Here is an 18,677-nt window from a genome sequence, read left to right as displayed (position 1 = left end):
CATCGACCATGAGGAGTGACCGATGAGATTCAGTGACGGATTCTGGCTGCTGCACGACGGCGTGAGCGCCGACGACGCCGCCGCCGAGGCCTTCGGCATCACGCGCGACGAGCACCCCGACGACGGGGAGGCGATCGCGATCACCGCGCCGTCGCGGGTCATCGCCGGGCGAGGCGACACGCAGCGGATCGGCACCGTGGCCATGACGGCCCCAGACGGGCGTCGCCGGGCGTTCGAGGTCGACGGCTCCGCCGTCACCGAGGTGCCACCCGGGGCGGGTTACGGGATACTCTGAGCGCATGGCCGAACTGCGACTTGTCGAATTGTCCGCCACGACGATCGTCCAGGTAAACACGATGTCACTGAAGCCCGGACAGGAGCAGTTCCTCGCCCCGACCAGCTACGCGGTCGCGGGCGCCGTCGTCAATCCGGCGACCGCGTGGCAGCGCGTCGTTCTCGACGGTGACGAGGTCGTGGGCTTCGTGAGCGCGAACTTCGACCCCGAGGCGCCGCGCGAGTACTTCCGCTCGGTACTGTGGCGCATCAACGTCGACGCCGACGACCAGGGCCGCGGCGTCGGGCGCTTCGCCGTCGAGGGGCTGCTCGAAGAGGCTCGCACGCGCGGCCTCGACCGGGTCGACGTCATCTACGAGGCGGGCGACGGCGGGCCCGAGGTATTCTTCACCCGGGTCGGATTCGTGCCTGTCGACGAGACCGAGTACGGCGAGGTCGTCGCCGAGATCCGCCTCTAGGCCCCGGCATCCGCGCAGCATCCGCCACACCCACCCGCCCTCCCACCCGATTCGATCACCCGCAACATCTGCCCCACCCGCGTCACTCGCCCGGTTCACCCGCGGCAACCGCGTCGCCCGCAACACCTGCACCACCCGCGTCGCCCGCAGCAGCTGCACCACCCGCGTCGTTCGCCCGCACCCGCAGTACCATCCCCTCGCCGCAGACGCGGCGGGGCCTCGATCCGCGCTCCCCCTTCGAGGTCCCGTCGCCCTCCACGCGACCGCTCTCCCTGCGCGCGACCCCATCGCAGATTCGGAGAATCGCGTCTGATTCGGATGGCTGAGTCCGAGGCATCCGACTCCGCGACGAATCTCCGAATCCACGAACACCGACGGGTCCCCCGACGCCCACCATCGACTCCTCCCCAGGTGCGCGATCGGGTGATCTGTCCACCGATCGCGTGCCCGGTGCCTCATCGCGCTGTGCAGGCGGGCAGGATCTCGGGCATGGATATCGCGGCCCTCGTCTCTTCCCACGGCGGCATCGCTCATCGACAGCGGGTGCTGGATGCCGGAGTGCACCCGCTCCGGCTGCGCGCGGCGATCGCCGGCGGCGTCGTGCAGCGCGTGCGGCGGTACTGGGTCGCCACCACGTCCGCGCCACCCGCACTGGTCGCCGCGGCAGACTCAACGGCGCGGCTGGCGTGCGTCTCGGCCGCGCGGCACCGCGGGTGGTGGATGCCGCGCGACGCGCCCACCGATCTCCATCTGCACGTGCATCCGCGAGCGCAGGCGCCGCGGACGGATCACCGACGGCCACCTGTGGTCACGCACTGGACCCGGCCGCTCGTCGCCGTGAGCCGCTACGACCTCGTCGAATCGATCGCCGACACCCTGCAACACGTCGCCGACTGCCTGCCGCGCGAGCAGGCAGTCGTGCTGTGGGAGTCGGCGGTGCGGATACACGGCTTACGGATCGACGAACTGAGCCGCGTCCGGTGGCGGTCCCCCGCCGCGCGTGAGGTGTGCGCAGTGCTCTCCGGACAGTCTGGATCGGGCATCGAGACGATCTTCGTCGTCCGCATGCGACCCTGGGGATTGCCCCTTCGACAGCAGGTTCGGCTCGCCGGCCATGACGTCGACGCGTTGATCGGTGAGCGACTGGTCGTGCAGCTCGACGGCTTCGCGTTCCATTCGTCGTCCGCCGACCGCACGCGCGACCTCGCGCACGACCGCGCGCTCATCGCACTCGGGTACACGGTGCTGCGCTTCTCATACACGGAAGTCATCTACCGCTGGCCCGAGGTGGAACGCGCGCTCGCCCGCGCGATCGCTCAGGGCGCACACCTCGCGCGCTGAGCGCCCCGGCGCGCGGCGCATTGCCGTGGCGCCGGCACTCACTGCTCCCCCACACGCGCGCGCAGCGCCGTCGTCCAGATTGCGGATTCGGAGATCCGCGTCGGATTCGGATGCCTCAGGCTCAGGCATCCGAATCTGCGACGCATCTCCGAATCCGCGACGTCGGGGCGAGGGGGAGAGGGGAAGCGGGTCAGACGAGCGAGGCCTGCCAGGCGCTGTGCAGCTGCGCGAACTTGCCGGTGCCGGCGATGAGGGCCGCGGGGGTGTCGTCCTCGATGATCTCGCCGTGCTCCATCACGAGCACCCGGTCGGCGATCGCGACCGTCGACAGGCGGTGCGCGATGATGATCGCGGTCCGATCGGCGAGCAGCGTCTGCAGCGCATCCTGGATCTGGCGCTCGCTCGGGATGTCGAGCGACGCGGTCGCCTCGTCGAGGATCAGCACCGCCGGGTTCGCGAGGAACGCCCGCGCGAACGAGATCAGCTGACGCTGCCCCGCCGACACGCGCCCGCCGCGCTTGTTGACGTCGGTGCCGTAGCCGTCGGGCAGGCGCTCGATGAAGGCATCCGCCCCCACCGCGCGCGCCGCCGCCTTGATCTCATCGAGCGTCGCGTCGGGCTTGCCGAGCGCGATGTTGTCGGCGACGGTCCCGCTGAACAGGTACGCCTCCTGCGTGACCATGACGATCGCACGGCGGAGATCCTTCGGGTGGAGCGCCCGCAGGTCCACGCCGTCGAGCGTCACCTGACCGCGCGTCGGGTCGTAGAAGCGCGAGACGAGCTTCGCAAGCGTCGACTTGCCGGCGCCCGTCGTGCCCACGAGCGCGACGGTCTGCCCGGCCGGAATGTCGAGCGAGAAGTCGGGCAGAATCGTCCGGTCATCGCCGTAGCCGAAGGTGACGTCGCGGAACTCGATGTGCCCGCGCGACTCCCAGAGGTCGACGGGACACTCGGGGTCGGGGACGGTCGGCTGCTCGTCGAGCACGCCCGACACCTTCTCGAGCGCGGCAGTGGCCGACTGGTAGGAGTTCAGGAAGAACGCGACCTCCTGCAGCGGCGAGAAGAAGTTCCGGACGTACAGCACCGCGGCCAGCAGGGTGCCGACTTCGAGGACGCCGTCGGAGACGCGGATGCCTCCCCACAGGAGGACACCCGCCACGGCGAAGGCTGAGACCGCCATCATGCCGGGCTCGAACGTGCCGAACAGCTTCAACGTCCGCATGTTCACGTCGCGGTACTGGCCCGACAGGTCGCCGAACTCCTCGTCGTTGCGCTTCTCCTTGCGGAACGCCTTGACGGCGCGGATGCCGGTCATCGTCTCGACGAATTTGACGATCACCTTCGCGCTCACCACACGCGACTCGCGGTACGCGCGCTGCGAGCGACGGTAGAACCAGCGCATCAGAAAGAAGAGCGGGATGCCCGCCGCGGCGAGGATCACACCCGACTGCCAATCGAGCAGAAGCAGCGCGATGAGCGTGAATCCGCCGTACAGGATGCCGGAGACGAGCTCGTTGAGCCCACCGTCGAGGAGTTCGCGGATCGAGTCGAGGTCGCTCGTCTGCCGCGAGATGATGCGTCCCGACGTGTACGACTCGTGGAACTCGAGACTCAGCCGCTGCGTGTGCACGAAGATGCGCTTGCGGAGGTCGAGCATGATCGCCTGGGTGAGCCGCGCGGCGACGACGGCGTACCAGCCGATGAGCGCGGCACCGCCCACGCCGGCGAGCAGGTACACCGCGACGACCATGATCGTCGGCATCCAGTTGCCGTAGCGGATGACCTGCGGGAGCGCCTGGTTGATGCCGAGGGCGATCAGTGCGGGGCCCGCGACGCGCAGCGCCGTCGAGACGACGAGCACCGCACCGGCGAGCACGAGCTGCCAGCGGACGGGCGAGGCGAGCGAGCCGAGAAGGCGGAGCGAGCGCTGACGGATCGCGCGCGACTCCTCCTTCGTGTAGTCGGAGCGGTCTTCACCGGCGGTGCCGGCGACGGATGCCGTGGTCACAGGTTCACCTCCTGAGCCCGGGTGCGGGCGTCTTCGTCCTCGAGGCTCGAGATGACGTGGCGGTAGTGGTCGCTCTCGCGGAGCAGCTCACTGTGGGTTCCGACCGCCGTGATGCGTCCGGACTCGAGCAACGCGACCCGGTCGGCGAGCATGACGGTCGAGGGCCGGTGCGCGATCACGAGGGTCGTGGTGTCGGCCATGACCACGCGGAGCGCGTCTTCGACGAGCGCCTCGGTGTCGACGTCGAGGGCCGACAGCGGGTCGTCGAGGACGAGCACGGCGGGGCGGGCGGCGACGGCGCGGGCGAGCGCCAGGCGCTGGCGCTGGCCGCCCGAGAGCGACAGACCCTCCTCACCGATGACGGTGTCGACACCGTTCGGCAGGTCGTCGACGAACCCCGCCTGCGCGACCGCGAGCGCCTCGCGGAGGACCGCGTCGGCTTCCGGGCTCCCGGCGGGAAGGTCCTCGCGCCCGAGGAGGACGTTCTCGGCCACCGTCTGCGAGAACAGCGTCGCGTCCTCGAACGCCATGCCGACGTGGGTGCGCAGCTCGTGCAGGGTCAGGTCGCGAACGTCGACGCCGTCGATCGTGACGCGGCCCGCGGTGACGTCGTACAGGCGCGCGGGGAGGGTCGTCAAGGTCGTCTTGCCCGAACCGGTGAGACCGACCAGAGCCATCGTCTCGCCGGGCTGCAACTCGAGGTCGATGCCGTCGAGCAGGTCGCGCTCGGACTCCGAGGCATCCTGATACCGGAAATGCACGCCCTCGAACCGGAGCGCGCCGCGGACGGCGGGAACGCTCTGCGGCGCGGCGGGGTCGGTGATGGTGTTCACCTCGTCGAACACGTCGAAGATGCGGTCGGTGGCCGTCCGCGCGTCGAGCAGGAACGAGAAGAGGAAGCCGATCGACTCCATCGGCCAGCGCAGCACCGTCGCCATCGCGAAGAACGCGACGAGCTCGGAGACCCGCAACTGCCCCGCCTGCGTCAACGCGATGCCGACGCCGAGGCACAGCGCGAACGCGAGGTCGGGCAGCAGCACGAGCCAGAACCAGATCCACCCGACCGCGCGCGCCTTGCTGATCTCCGTCTCGCGCAGGCTCTCCGCCTGGCGCGCGAACTTCACGAGGGCGTGCTTGCCACGGCCGAACGCCTTGAGGACGCGGATGCCGTGCACCGACTCCTCGACGGAGGTGGCGAGGTCGCCCGCCTGATCCTGGCTCTGCCGCGCGAGCGCGCCGTACGTCTTCTCGAACCGGTACCCCGCGTACCAGAGCGGCGCGCTGAGGATCAGGAACGTGAGCCCCAGCGCCCAGTGCCAGCGGAACAGGAGAACCAGGCCGACGAGGATCGTGAGGACGTTGACGACCAGCAGCACCACGCCGAACGCGAGCCACCGCCGCAACATGCTGATGTCCTGCATCATGCGGCTGAGGAGCTGACCCGACTGCCAGCGGTCGTGGAAGGCGACCGGCAGGCGCTGCAGGCGCTCGTAGAACTCGGTGCGCATGCGGTACTCGACGGCGGTGGAGGGGCCGAGCACGAACCAGCGCCGCAGCCACACCATCACCGCTTCGAGCAGGCCGAGGAGCAGGATCAGGCCCGCGCCCCAGGCGAGCCCGGCGGGGTCGCGGTCGGCGATGGGTCCCTGCACGAGGTTCTCGAGCACGAGCGGGATCGAGAGGGCGAGCAGGCTCGCCACGAGCGCGCTGACGGCGCCGAGTGTGAGCCGACCGAGCACCGGTTTGGCGAAGGGGTAGAGGCGGGCGAGAGCCCGGGGTGTGGAGAGTCGGGGCGTGGACTCTCGGGGCGGCGAAAGCCTCTCGGTGGCGGAAGTCATGATCCTCGTGGGGTGGTGGTGCGGATGCCGAAGGGGCGCCTCGGCGAGACAGGCGCGCGCCGGGGGCGCGAGGGACGGAAAGAGTGCCCGGAAAGGGTCCGAAGAAGAGAACGCTGCGTGCGACGGGACTATGCCGCCGATGAGGAACGCGAAGCCGTTATCCCCGGAATTCCCCCGCCCCGAACGGACGGAAGGCGACGGGCTTCGCTGCGACGATGGCCGTGTACATGGCTTCCTCCAGGGTTCGGTTGGCGGGGACTGCCGACCGGGTCGCGGGCGACAGCCCTCCAGAGTATCCCTGAGGATTGCCTGAACGCAAGCTCAACGGAGGATCAGAAACCAAGTGTGGCTCCTGTGCGGGCGTCGGCGCGCTCGCGCTCGCCCGCGCTCTCGCTCTCGCCGCCGCTCGCGCGCTCGCGCTCGCGATCGAGCAGCGCCTGCTTCACCTCGACGCCCCACGCGAAGCCGCCGAGTGCTCCGCCCGTCCGTAGGACGCGGTGGCAGGGGACGAACAGGGCCGCGGCGTTGCGGGCGCAGACGGATGCCGCAGCGCGCACGGCCTGCGGGCTGCCGAGAGCGACGGCGAACTCGGCGTAGGTAAGCGGCCGGCCGGGCGCGATGCGGCGGAGCGCCGCCCACCCGGCGTGCTGCAGCTCGGTGCCGCTCTGGTGGACCTCGACCTCGTCGATCGCGCCGAGATCGCCCGCGTAGTACGCGGCGACGGCGGCTGCGGCATCCGTCTCGCCGTCGACGACCGCGGCGGGCGGGGTGCGGAGACGCCCGAGGATCGCGGCGGGGTCGGCGGTCCAGCCGCTCGCGAGGACGCGCTGCGCGTCGTCGACGAGCAGGGTGAAGGGTCCGTCGGGCGTGTCGAGGGTCTGGATCGTGGCGGTCATCGGAGCTCCTTCGGGGCGGGGTGTGGCTGAGTCGTATGGTCCGTGGTGCGAAGGTGATCGGGAGTGGCGCATGAGACCGCGCAGGTACCTTCGGCCATACGACTCGACCCGATGCGTTCCGGCACCGAGCTCGCCCCGGAGCCCGCCACGGCGCCGGCGGCGGGACGGCGCGGCGGCACCGCCCGCCACAGATGCGCCGTCAGGTAGGTGCGCCACGGCGCGGTGCGTGCGGCCCACGCCTCGTAGCCGCGCGCGTCGGACGGGATGCCGGACGCCGCCGCGCCCGCGCGCACGGCCACGTCGCCGGGGAGGGTGATGTCGGGGCTTCCGAGCACGCGCATGCCGACGTAGTCGGCCGTCCAGGGGCCGATCCCCGGCATCGCGAGCAGCGCCGCGCGCTGGGTGGCCGCATCGTCGCCGCTCGTGAGGACGAGCGACCCGTCCGCGAGCGCGGCGGCAGCCCCGGTGATCGCGCGGATGCGAGCCGCCGGCCCGCGCAGGACCTCGTGTCCGCGCTCGGCGATCGCGGCCATCGTCGGGAAGAGCCGGTCGTGCCCGTCACCCAAGCCCTCGACCCGCTCGCCGAGCGCGTCGGTGAGCGTCGACAGCGCGGTCGTCGCGGCGGTGACAGTGATCTGCTGCCCGACCATCGCGCGGATGAGCATCTCGTGCGGATCGGCCGTTCCGGGAACCCGGATGCCGGGAACGCGCGCGACGAGCGGAGCGAGTTCGGGGTGCGCGGCGAGGGCCGCGTCGACGGCGAGCGGGTCTGCGTCGAGGTCGAAGAGCCTTCGCGCGCGGGCGACGAGCACCGGCAGGTCGCGGAGGTGAGTGAGCCGGGCGCGCAGGCGCACACGACCGGGGCCTGCGACGCTGAGCTCGAACCAGGCCGGCCCACCTGGCAGACGTAGCGTACGGGCGAAGGAGGTCGGGGTGGCGACCTCGGCGCCGCGCACCGCGCGCGCCTGCATCCAGGCGAACAGGCCCGCGCTGTCGAACGGCTCGCGCACCGGGAGCACGAGGTCGATCGCCCCGGTCGCCGCGGCGGGCGCGTCGTCGGTACGGGCGGCAGCCGGCGCGGAGACACGGCCGTTCCGGACTCCCCCGCCGGGCCGCCGCGCGCGGAGGGCGAGCGGAGGCATCCCGAACACCTCGCGCACGGTCTCGTTGAACTGCCGCACGCTCGCGAAGCCGGCGGAGAAGGCGACGTCGGATGCCGGTAAGTCGGTGGAGACGAGGAGCATCCGCGCCGTGTGGGCGCGCTGCGCGCGGGCGAGGGCGAGAGGACCCGCCCCGAGCTCCGCCGTCAGCAGGCGCGTGAGGTGTCGCGACGAGTATCCGAGGCGGGCCGCGAGCCCCGGCACGCCCTCGCGCTCGATGACACCGTCGGCGATGAGGCGCATCGCGCGGCCCGCGACATCGCCGCGGAGGTTCCATTCCGGCGAGCCGGGCGCCGCTTCGGGGAGGCAGCGTTTGCAGGCGCGGTAGCCGGCTTCGTGCGCCGCCGCGCTCGTCGGGTAGAACGTGACGTTCGCGGGCTTGGGCGTCCGGGCCGGGCAGCTGGGCCGGCAGTAGATGCCCGTCGAGCGCACCGCGGTGACGAACTGCCCGTCGAAGCGCGCGTCGCGCGCATCGATCGCACGGTAACGCTGGTCGAAGGTCAGGGATGCCGTGGTCATGCCTCCAGCCTGACATGCTCCGGGCACTGTCGCTCGCGGGAATCGGACGCGACGGCGGCGCGACTCGGAACCGATGCCGACGCCGCCCGCGCAGTGACGACGGCGTAGGCTGCGACGACGGCTACGGCGTCGGCGTCGGCGTCGGCGTCGGCAGGAAGCCCGGCTCGCCCGGCGTGATGCCGAAGAAGAGCGGGTCGGACGGCGACTCCGTCCGCGGGAGGTAGCCTTCCGCGAGGACGGCGTCACCGAACAGCCGCTCGTCGAGCTCTCCGATGTCGCCGGGCATGCAGCGCGTCGTCGCGGTGACGAGGACGTTACCGCTCGTCGCGAATGTCACACGCAGCGACGAGAAGGGGTCCTGCTTCTCCACGACGACTTCGCGGGCTACCGCGCCGTCGGCACCGACATCCTGGCCCTCCACGTCGTAGCCCGCCGAGGTCAGGTAGTCCGTCACCGCCTCCCGCATCGCGGGCTGGTCGGCGGGGTCCACCGTCGTCGACCGGGAGAGCGCGAACTTCCACCCGTCACCGCACCCCGCCGCGGAGGGCTCCATCCCGTACGAGCTGCCGACCTCCCACGGCCCGGGGTCGATGCGCTCGAGCACGCCGTTGGTCACCTCCCGGTAGGAGAAGTAGAGCTCCCGCGCCTGCGCATAGAGTTCATCGCCTGTCGGTGCCACCGTCTGCCCTTCGCATCCTGTCATCGCGATGGTCATTCCGACCACCGCCCCTGCCATCAGCACCCATCGTCGCGCACGGGGTGTCCGCTTCGCCCGCCCCACGCTCATCGCAGCGCCTCGCCGGTCGCCACGATGGAGGCGATGTTCCGGAAGGACTCGGAGCCGACCGAGAGGTAGCCGTTGCCCTTCTCCCACCAGCCGAAGAAGCTGTTGCCGCCGTCGTGTGCCGCGTGGCCGGGCGTCCCGGCGACCTCTTCCGTCCCCCCGCCCAGCGACGGTGCCCGGCCGCCGTCGCTCTCGAAGGTGACTGCTCCCGGAATATCCGCCGGATCGCTGGCGTGGCCGATCGACGTCCACTGTCCGACGCGGGCGACGACGTCCCACGTCGCGCGTGAGGTGAAGACATCGGTGCCGGAGAAGTCCAGCTGTTGGCCGTCCACCTCCGTGGTGATGCCCGCCGACCCGACCGCGATCAGTCGATCGACCCCGAGAGAGGAGCCTGCCGACCCGACCGCGAGAAAGGCCGTCGTGCTGCCGTAGGAGTGTCCGATCACCGTCGTCGTGAGATTCCCGGTGCTCACGGCGTGCAGACCCCGCAGGGTCTCCGTCAGCCGAGCCGCTCCCTCGTGCGCACTTCCCATGAACGGCTCGGTCCCGATCGACGGCGAGTCGTAGCCGTACCAGGCGATCGTCATCGACGACGTGCCGGGGTCGCCGTAGGCGTTGGCGTAATCGTTGAGGTCGCGGGCGCTCTCGCCCCATGCGCTGAGATCGTCGAGACCGGAGAACATCCCACCGACGAGGGTGTTCACGTTCGTCACTCCGTCGAACGGGTCCGAGGCGACGCCGTACGCATCCCGCGCGACGCCGTACGCGACCGCCGCCGTCGCCTGCGGCTGCTCGAACGGCCGAAAGAACAGCAGCTCGCCGCCGTGCCGATCGATTTCCCGTCCCAGCTGTTCTAGCTGCGCGTCGAGCGGCTCGCCGTAGGGGCCGGCGGCGACCGTCTGCGTGTAGACATCGCGATTGGCCGCGAAGCGGACGTCGTACGGGATGCCGTCGAGATTGCCGACGAAGCTCGGGCGCTCGGCGACGAGGGCCGCCCGCTCGGCCTCGGTGAGCGACGCCCACGCTGCCGCAACCTGCTCGGGTGTATCCGCCTGCGCGAGGGCGTCGATGGCACGCCGAGCGGCGGGGGTGACCGCCGACCCGTCGACGTGCGCGAGGGCCGCGACGGCCTCGTCGTAGCCGGCATCCCACCGGCTGTACGCCGCCTCCCATTGCTCCCACAGCGCGGCGAGGGCGTCGCTCGATTCGGCCAGCTCCCGGTCGTACTCGTCGCGCAGGTCTTCGTAGACCGCCGCCAGCGATCGTTCTTCGGGCTGCACCTGAGAGAGGATCTCGTCGATCCGGTCGCGGTCGGCCCGCGTCGCGGTCGTGCGAAGGTCGGCGGTTTGGATGTCGTCGACCAGGGCATTCGCCGCCCGCGCGTGCGTCGTCGCCGTGTCGTGGTACGCGCGGACCACGTCGGCGACGGCTTCGGCTGCGGCGATCGCACGGCGGATGCCGGCCTCCAGCTCCCCCGCGTCTCCCTTGACCGCGCGGATCGACTCGCCACGGCCTTCCAGCCCGGCGTGGATGTTGGCGAGCACCTCGGAGAGCTGAGTGCCGTACTCGGCCATCTGGCCGAGCCTGTCGTGCACGCGCCCGAGGTCGCCGTCGTCGTATTCGATGCGAACCAGCGACAGTCCTCGGGTCGGCGAGATCAGGGTCACGGCGAGCGATCCCATCCCGCGCGGTCCCAGCCTGCGCCGAGGGCGACATCGAGATCGTCGAACGCCTGCACGATGTCGACGAGGCGCTGCTGAACCTCGAGAGCCGACACGGCGTGTGTGCGCGCGTCCATACGGATCGCGCCGATCGCGTTTTCGAGCATGACGCGCAGCGACGTGCGTCCGCAGGGGTTGCCGACGCCGGTCTCGGCGACCCATGCCGACACCGCACTGCCGTGGTAGCTCATCGTCGCGGTGCTGACCGTCAGCGCTGCGCCCTGGAGTGCGGCGCGGTCGATGTCGACGTCGCTCATCGTCCGGTTCCTCTCCCCCGCGCTCGCGCGTGGACCGCGGTCTTCTCGAGGCTAACGCCCCTGCTGAAGGCAGGGAGGGTCTGAGAGTGAGGATGTGGAAAACTCCCGATCGGGCCGCGCAGCGCGCGGCACGCGACTCAGGGCTCGACCTTCCACTGCGCCGCGCCCGACAGCAACGGCGCGCGGGGGCCGTTTCGCACCGTGACGCCCGTCACGTCCTTATCGACGACGGTGACACGCGGGTTCGCGGCGAGCGGCTTCGCGATCGCGGAGCGCACGAGCGTCGCCTCGATCTGCGCACGCAGCTCCCGCGCCTGATAGACATCGACCGTGCGATCGAGCTCGGCAAGGAGCGCGTCGCGGTCGATGGCCTCCTGGCCGGCGGCGAGCGGGCCGACGACCTGCGCCGTCACCGCCGACGTGGTGCCGATCCCCCACAGCGCCTTCAGTCCGGCGACCGAGTCGGGGACCTCGACCCGGGTGATGACGGCATCCCACGCCCCGCCCGCCAGCGCGCCGTTCAGGTCGTCGCTCCCGCAGTCGGTGGCCGACCAGCCCTCTTCGCCGACGGCGTCTCGAAGGGCGCTGAAGGCTCCGGCGGCGAAGGCGCTGGTGCGGTCGTAGAGCACGCACACGGCCGTCCCCGCGGCGACCCCCGCCGCCTCGCGCTCGAGGGCTCCGTCGTCGGCGGCCGCGCCGAGGGTCGACGCGAAGCCGGAATCCTCGCTGACGATGTCGAAGGCGCGCGACCCGGGCGCGGCGGTCAGCGCGGTGGTCTTCGTGTAGGCCGAGGACCACTCCCCGGCGCCCCGATCGATGAGGTCGGATGCCGGAATGCTCCGCAGGAACGCCGAGCGCGCCGGCGCACCGCCGAACACGCCGGCGGGACGCAGCAGCACGGTCCACACGGTGCCGTCGTGGGTGGTCTGCACGCCCGTGTCGCGACGCTCGAGCTCGCGCACCGGAGCGCGATTCTCGACCACGGGTGCGACGGTCGCGATGTCGAGGCGTTCGCCGATCTCGCCGAGGGGCGCGTCGCCCGGGGGGACGAGTTCGACACGGGCGACCTGCGGCGAGGGCGCGCCGCGGTAGGCGCCGTTCGGCACGAGGGTCACGCTCTGCCCGTCGGCCGCGCGCGCGACGGCCGCGACGCGGTACGGACCGCTCGAGACGAACGTCTCGGGCGACGCCTCGCCCTCGCTCAGCGCGAAATCCTCGTCGAGGGCGAAGCCATCGCGCCACGCCTCGGCGATCTCGCCGAGGGCGCGCTCGTCGCGCTCCTGGATGGCGCCGATCACGGCCTGCTTCGCCTCCATCGGGTCGTCGATCCCGAAGGCGATGCGTCCGACGACGTGCGCGGGGACGTCCGCACGCACCGCGCTCTGCCATGAGATCGTCGGCGCCGGGAAGGCCACCTCGATCGCGCGGGCGAACTCGTCGAGCTTCGGGGTGGGTGTGGCCAGAGGGGGCTCGGTGCCGGGGGGCGCGGGCTCGCCGCTCGCGGAGTCGTCCAAGAGCCCGGCCGCGGCGGCCCAGCCGAGCATCAGGTCGGCGCCGTCGAGCGGGATGCCGTCCGACCAGGCCGGTTCGGCGAGGTCGTACCGCACGGTGAACGCACCGCCGTCGATCATCGAGACCTTGCCGAACGCCGGGTCGGCGACGAACTCTCCGTCGACGATGTCGCCGAAGCCGTCACGCGTCACGGCGGCGATGTCGAGGTTTCCGGGCGTGGGGGCGGCGACGGGGTTGAGGGAGGTGAGCTCCGCCGCCCACCCGACGACGACCTCTGTTCCGGCGTCGACGGTGTCGGGCAGTGCCGGGGCGCAGGCGCCGAGCGTCGCCGCGATCGCGAGAGCGACGGATGCCGCGGCAAGGCGGCCCGGTGCCCTCATCGTCAGCTGTAGTCGGCCGCGTCGTCGGCCTCTGCCGCCATCGCCCGGTAGGGCTCGCTCTCTTCGCTGTCGAGCCACGCCCGGGCGTACTCGACGAGGACGGCGGGAGACTCCTCGGCCTCCTGCGCCGTCGCGAACGGTCCGATGCAGTCCTCCGAGGGACGCTCGTCGTCGCGTACGACGGTCTGCGACGTGAGGTTGTACCAATAGGTCTGCGAGGGTGCCATTGCCTTCACTCCGTTCGTCTCCCCGATCCTAGGTCACCAGCGGGGTACATCTCCGACACGCACAGCGGGCCGCGGGCGGTCGTGAGACCACCGCGCGGCCCGCTGTGGAGAGCCGGTCGAGCCGGTTCAGCCGCCGGCGAGCTCCGCGTCGGTGTCGCGGATGCGGTCCGCCATACGGTCGAGGGCCTGCGCCATGTCGTTGACGGCCTCGGCCGCGTCGTCCAGCGACGTGGTGAGCTCCGAGTACGCCGTGGAGTAGGCCTCCGAAGCGTTCTCGGTCTTGAAGCCGTCCTGCACGAGGTCATCGATGATGCCCTGCAGCTCCTTCAGCGTGTCGGTGACGGTCTGACGACCGTCGCGCAGCCGCTGTGCCGCGCTCTCCATCTCGCTGTACGTTGCACCGAAATCGTGTGCCATGAACCCGCCTCCCAGCGTGTCGTCTGCGGCGGGCCGAACAACCCACCGTCACCGAGGCTAACCAATTCCGGGCCACTTCGACACCAGCTATCCACAGGTTCGCTCATCCACAGATCGGGGGCGCGATCCACTCAGTCGAGATCCACCTCCCGCAGCGCGTCACCGGGTGACACGCGGTCGTCGTCTCCTCGCTCCACCTCGCGCCGTTTCCCCGGCGGCGTGACCGGGTTGGTCAGCATCGGCCCCGTCGACTACGGCACGGGAACGTCGGCCGCAGCCGTCGCGGCCCGCGCTGCGGCGCGCGTCGACGCCCCGGCGGAAGACGCGGACGCCGCTGCTCCGACGGGCGCATCGTCGGTGACGAGGGGCACCTGCATCGTGACCATCCGGCCGCCCTGCACGAAGATGCCGCGGCCGACGGGGAAATCGGAGCGCTTGACGCGGCCGAAGGGCGTCTTGAACACCGCCTCGCCGTCGTAGGTGTCGGGCTTGAGCACGATGCCCTGCCTACCCGCCTTCCACTCGCCCAGCACGCCGATGCTGCCGCTGGCCCGCGAGATCTCGGCCTCGCCGACGAGGATGTGCTCGCTGTCGTTCATCGCCTGCAGGAGTGAGCGCATGGGGCGGTCGGCGGGGCCGTCGGAGAGGTGCGTCATGTCTTCGACGACGATCATGATGCGCCCGCCGTACTGTTCACTCACGACGAGCTCGGCGAGCTCGGTCGCAAGCTCCTTCTCGTCGTCGGGTTTGGTGGCGCTACGCACCCACGGGCGGAAGTCCTTGAGCTCCGAGCGCCGACTGCCGAAGTGGTACAGCCGCACGTCGGGATCGAACCGCTCGACGGACGAGACGAGCGCCTTGAGGGCATTGGTGCGGCCGGATGCCGCGGGACCCGAGATCACGAACGACCCGACGGGTTCGAATCCGTGCGGCGCGAGAGTGTCGTCGGAGACGCCGAAGACGGGCATCCCCTCGACGCTCGCGGGCATCTCCCGGGCGGTGACCGTCGTCGGCAGCGCACCGATCTCGGGGAGGTCCCGCACGCCTTCGCGCCGCAGGCGATCGGCAAGGTCGCCGAGCGCCTTGGTCTGGTCGACGACGTTCGACGTGCCGCCGAGCACCGCGATCTGTGCCTCGTGCCCGTCGACGACGGCGCGGCCCGGGGCCGACTGCTCGTCGAGCACGTCACGCGGCACGCCGAGCAGCATGTACTGCGACGGGTCACCCATGCGGAGCACGACCTTGCGCGAGATGTTGGCGGCGACCGCGCTCGGCACGGCGTTGCCGCGGTCGGCGGTGAGGACGGTGTGGATGCCGAGGGTGCGACCCTCGCCGAGGATCCGCATGAACGTGCGGTAGAACGGCCCGCGGCCGGGCGCGACCTCCCAGTCCTTCTTGAACTCGGGGTAGTTGTCGATCAGGACGATGATGCGCGGCAGATGAGGGTCGGCGATCTCGCGGTATTCCTGGATCGACGCGGCGCTCGCAGCCGAGAACGCCGCCGCGCGACGGTCCATCTCCGCGTCGAGGGTGCGCAGCAGCCGCTGGATGCGTTCGACGTCGCCGCCGTCGACGACCGACCCGACGTGCGGGAGTACGGAGAGCGCGCCGAGGGCGCCCGTCGCGAAGTCGAGGCAGTAGACGTTCACACGGCCGAGGTCGGGACGCATGCCCGCGGCCGTGCCGATGGTCTTGAGCATCGTCGACTTGCCCGAGCCCGAGGTGCCGTAGATGACGAGCGAGCCGTCGCGGTCGGGGACGAACACCGCCGCTTCCTGCTGCTGCGACTCGGGCACGTCGATGAGCGCCATCGGGATGCGCGTGTCGCCCTCGTTGGGCAGGTCGGCGAGGTCGATGAGAGGCGACAGCTCGTCGAGCCACGGGCGCCGCGGGCGCGGCAGACGCGCCTGGTCGCTCGCGCGCACGAGCGTCGAGACGATCCGCTTCTGGTCGTTCGGGCCGAGGTCCTCGGCGTGCGCGTCGGAGTCGGCGGGACGGTCCGACTCCCATTCGGCGGCGGCGCCGAAGCGCAGCTCGGCGATGCGCACCTCGGCGACGGGCTCGTCGTCCTGCGTGGTCCAGCCGCCCGAGTAGGCCGACTGGAAGGGCACGAGGCGGCCAGGCCCGGTCTTGGCGATCGCGCGGCCCGGCACGTTCGGCGGGAAGCTCGCCGCGATCTCGTCGTCGACGACGTCGCGCGAGTCGGACTCGTCGGCCATGCGCAGGGCGATGCGCAGGTTCGTGTTGGCGCGCAGGTTGTCCTTGATGACGCCCGCCGGGCGCTGGGTCGCCATGATGAGGTGGATGCCGAGGGAGCGCCCGCGCTGGGCGATGTCGACGACGCCGTCGACGAACTCGGGCATCTCCGACGCGAGAGCCGCGAACTCGTCGATCACGAGGACGAGCGAGGGCGGGCATTCGGGGTCCTGACGCTTCTCGAGCTCGAGGAGGTCCTTGGCCTTCTTGCGGTTGAGCAGGTGCTCTCGGTGCTGCAGCTCGGCGCGCAGGCTCGTGAGCGCACGCCGCACGAGGTGCGGGCTCAGGTCGGTGACGAGGCCGACGCAGTGCGGCAGGTCGACGCAGTCGGCGAAGGCCGAGCCGCCCTTGTAGTCGACGAAGAGGAACGTGACGCGGTCGGGGCTGTGCGCCGCGGCCATGCCGAGCACCCACGTCTGCAGGAACTCCGACTTGCCCGCACCGGTCGTGCCGCCGACGAGGGCGTGCGGCCCGTGGGTGCGCAGGTCGAGCGCCATCGCGTCGCTCGCGCCCTGGCCGATGATGGCGCGGAGGGTTCCGGCCTTCTTCAGCCGCGGGCGGGGCGCCTGCGACCGGTCGACGATCGTGTTGTTCTGTCGCCACCGTTCGATGACGACGCCGGGGTCCTCGGCGATCGCCGGGTCGACGAGCTGGAGGAATCCGACCGAGGCGGGGATGTCGGAGGCGTCGTGGACGACGGTGCTCGCGTCGACGACCGGCGAGAGGCGGCGCGCGAACATCTGCATGTAGGCATTCGAGACGCCTTCCACGTGGACGTGCTCGAACAGCTCACCGCTGCGGACGAGACCGACGCGCGCGTCGGCGAGGTCGGCGTCGAGCGCGATGTAGCTCCGGCAGACGGCCGGCAGCGACTCGACGGTGGGCGAGACGAAGACGGCGTGCACGCCGTGGTCGGCGCCGCGCTCGAGGACGTCGGTGAGGCGTCCGCGGTCGACGGGTGCGTCGCCCGTCACGAAGACGACCACCGAAACGGGCGGGGTCTTCCCCCGGTCATCCGACGCGCGCGCGACGTCCGTGCCGTACAGCAGCGGGTTCCAGTCGTCCTTGAACGGCCCGCGAGGTTCGCCCCCGCCGCCGCCTCGGGCGACGTACTCCTCGAGAGCGTTCAGCAGTGCGGCGCTCGTGGGCGCCGAGTCGGCGAGGGCGAGACCGCGGAACGGGCTCCGTTCGCTGGAGGTGTGCGGCATCCATTTCAGCCAGTCGAGCTCCGACGTCCACGACGCGTCGGTGAACGCGACCGCCACGACGTCGTTCGGCGCATGGAGGCCGAACAGCTGCACCGCGACGCCGCGCATCGCGTCCGCGGCGACGGCGCGCGGGCCCGAGATGCCGATCGACCCGGCGGCCGACAGTGTGTCGAACACCGGAACGTCGTCGACGAACGCGTACCGTTCGCGCAGGCGGTCGACGCGTTCGATGTACTCCGGCAGACCGTCGGGGCTCTCGGCGTCGGCGATCGTGTTGCGTGCGGGTAGACGGCACGTGCCGAGCCGGAGGCCGAGGAAGTTCCAATGCTCGGGACGGCGCGTCCACAGCATCGGGCCGAGGCGCATCGCCTCGTCGAACACCTCCGCGACGGCCGGCGCTTCGGCGCCGCGCGCCTGCTCCTCTTCGGGTTTGCCGCGGTAGAGGTCTTCTTCGAGCTGCTCGAACTGCCTCTCGAAGAGGAGGAACTCGTGGTTCGTGCTCTTCTTGCTCTGCAGCGACTGGTTGACGAGGTTGAAGGCGGCCATGAGCGGCGTCATGACGATCAGCAGGAGTGAGCGGGGGTTGCCGTTGAGCGCGAACAGCGCCGCCCCCATGAGGATCGGAGCGATGAGGATCGGCCAGGGGAACACCTTGCCGACCTTCTCGGTGGGAAGGCGCGGAGCCTTGAACGCCGTACCCGGGTAGCGCACCTCGACGCGCGGGCTGCGGTTGAACATCAGTCCGCCGCCGCGCTCGATGACCGGGTCTTCCGTGGCCGTGCCGTCCCACGACCGCGTCAGGAAGACGACCAGGGTCGTGCCGCCGATGACGAACGGCGCGCCCTCCTCGATGCGCACGCGCTGCATCTGCACGCCGTCGACGAGCACGCCGTTGGCGGAGTTGAGGTCGACGACCTCGACGTACGCCCCGATCTCGAGGCGCGCGTGCCGCTTGGAGACCATCGGATCGGTGAGGACGATGTCGTTGCCGGCATCCCGCCCCACCGACATGTGGCCGACGGTGAGCGGGAACTCGGCGCCGGCCAGCGGGCCCGCCGTCGCGCGCAGCACACCGACGACCTCGCGCGGATCGGCGTCGAGGTAGCGGGCCCCGTCATCGACGACCGATACCGCGAAACCCGATCCGATCGGGGCCTCACCGATCGCGATGTCGGGATGGAGCGTCACCATGCGCGCGCCCGTCGGCGGCGCGACCGCGAGGGTGAGCGGGATGCCTTCCGCCGACACGATCGTCCGCGTGGGGTCCGACTCGGCGATACGGCGCGCGACATCGCCCGCGGTCGCCGTCGAATCGGTCGTCACGACGATGTCGACGGGGTCGCCTTCGTGTCGGTGCAGGGTGAGTTTCAGTCGCACGGCAGTCCTCCGGCATCCATT

14 protein-coding genes are annotated in these 18,677 nt (G+C 71.1%); 3 read left to right on the top strand and 11 right to left on the bottom strand.

Annotation, left to right across the window (positions count from 1 at the left end; genetic code table 11):
* Nucleotides 1-22 precede the first annotated feature (22 nt).
* From AC3ENQ_RS04440 to AC3ENQ_RS04430, 3 genes are all read left to right on the top strand, one after another.
* Nucleotides 23-295 carry a hypothetical protein gene (locus tag AC3ENQ_RS04440; protein WP_431802084.1) on the top strand — a complete coding sequence of 91 codons (273 nt, stop codon included), beginning with the start codon at nt 23-25 and terminating at the stop codon, nt 293-295.
* Between the two features lie 4 nt (nt 296-299).
* Complete coding sequence (locus tag AC3ENQ_RS04435; protein WP_431802082.1) at nt 300-752, top strand: GNAT family N-acetyltransferase; 453 nt, start codon at nt 300-302, stop codon at nt 750-752.
* A 489-nt stretch (nt 753-1,241) separates the two neighbouring features.
* Nucleotides 1,242-2,093: an endonuclease domain-containing protein gene (locus AC3ENQ_RS04430; RefSeq protein ID WP_431802080.1), complete on the top strand. Its 852-nt coding sequence runs from the start codon at nt 1,242-1,244 to the stop codon at nt 2,091-2,093.
* A 190-nt stretch (nt 2,094-2,283) separates the two neighbouring features.
* Here the strand turns inward: AC3ENQ_RS04430 and AC3ENQ_RS04425 are convergent, their stop codons facing one another.
* From AC3ENQ_RS04425 to AC3ENQ_RS04375, 11 genes are all read right to left on the bottom strand, one after another.
* Complete coding sequence (locus tag AC3ENQ_RS04425; RefSeq protein WP_431802079.1) at nt 2,284-4,101, bottom strand: ABC transporter ATP-binding protein; 1,818 nt, start codon at nt 4,099-4,101, stop codon at nt 2,284-2,286.
* Complete coding sequence (locus AC3ENQ_RS04420; RefSeq protein ID WP_431802077.1) at nt 4,098-5,939, bottom strand: ABC transporter ATP-binding protein; 1,842 nt, start codon at nt 5,937-5,939, stop codon at nt 4,098-4,100. The genes AC3ENQ_RS04425 and AC3ENQ_RS04420 overlap by 4 nt, the downstream gene beginning before the upstream one ends.
* Nucleotides 5,940-6,271: 332 nt before the next feature.
* Complete coding sequence (locus AC3ENQ_RS04415; protein ID WP_431802075.1) at nt 6,272-6,835, bottom strand: methylated-DNA--[protein]-cysteine S-methyltransferase; 564 nt, start codon at nt 6,833-6,835, stop codon at nt 6,272-6,274.
* On the bottom strand, nt 6,832-8,514 hold the full coding sequence (locus tag AC3ENQ_RS04410) for an AlkA N-terminal domain-containing protein (RefSeq protein WP_431802074.1): 1,683 nt from the start codon (nt 8,512-8,514) through the stop codon (nt 6,832-6,834). The genes AC3ENQ_RS04415 and AC3ENQ_RS04410 overlap by 4 nt, the downstream gene beginning before the upstream one ends.
* Before the next feature lie 121 nt (nt 8,515-8,635).
* Nucleotides 8,636-9,193, bottom strand: a complete 558-nt coding sequence (locus AC3ENQ_RS04405; protein WP_431802072.1) for a hypothetical protein — start codon at nt 9,191-9,193, stop codon at nt 8,636-8,638.
* 104 nt (nt 9,194-9,297) lie between these two features.
* Entirely contained in the window at nt 9,298-10,968 is a 1,671-nt protein-coding gene (locus AC3ENQ_RS04400; RefSeq protein ID WP_431802070.1) for an alpha/beta hydrolase, read from the bottom strand.
* Nucleotides 10,965-11,279 carry a hypothetical protein gene (locus AC3ENQ_RS04395; RefSeq protein WP_431802068.1) on the bottom strand — a complete coding sequence of 105 codons (315 nt, stop codon included), beginning with the start codon at nt 11,277-11,279 and terminating at the stop codon, nt 10,965-10,967. Before AC3ENQ_RS04395 ends, AC3ENQ_RS04400 begins: the two co-directional genes overlap by 4 nt.
* Before the next feature lie 137 nt (nt 11,280-11,416).
* Entirely contained in the window at nt 11,417-13,171 is a 1,755-nt protein-coding gene (locus AC3ENQ_RS04390) for a periplasmic substrate-binding domain-containing protein (RefSeq protein ID WP_431802066.1), read from the bottom strand.
* A 2-nt stretch (nt 13,172-13,173) separates the two neighbouring features.
* Nucleotides 13,174-13,398: a hypothetical protein gene (locus AC3ENQ_RS04385; protein WP_431802064.1), complete on the bottom strand. Its 225-nt coding sequence runs from the start codon at nt 13,396-13,398 to the stop codon at nt 13,174-13,176.
* A gap of 126 nt (nt 13,399-13,524) precedes the next feature.
* Nucleotides 13,525-13,815 (bottom strand): WXG100 family type VII secretion target, encoded by a 291-nt coding sequence (locus tag AC3ENQ_RS04380; protein WP_231370862.1) that lies wholly within the window; start codon nt 13,813-13,815, stop codon nt 13,525-13,527.
* 251 nt (nt 13,816-14,066) lie between these two features.
* Nucleotides 14,067-18,656, bottom strand: coding sequence for a type VII secretion EssC family protein (locus AC3ENQ_RS04375; RefSeq protein WP_431802062.1), 4,590 nt, complete (start codon nt 18,654-18,656; stop codon nt 14,067-14,069).
* Nucleotides 18,657-18,677: the final 21 nt, after the last annotated feature.

This window comes from Microbacterium sp. bgisy203, assembly GCF_057706945.1.
The sequence above is the reverse complement of the archived record's forward strand: the minus strand, read 5'-3'. Positions and strand labels throughout refer to the sequence as shown.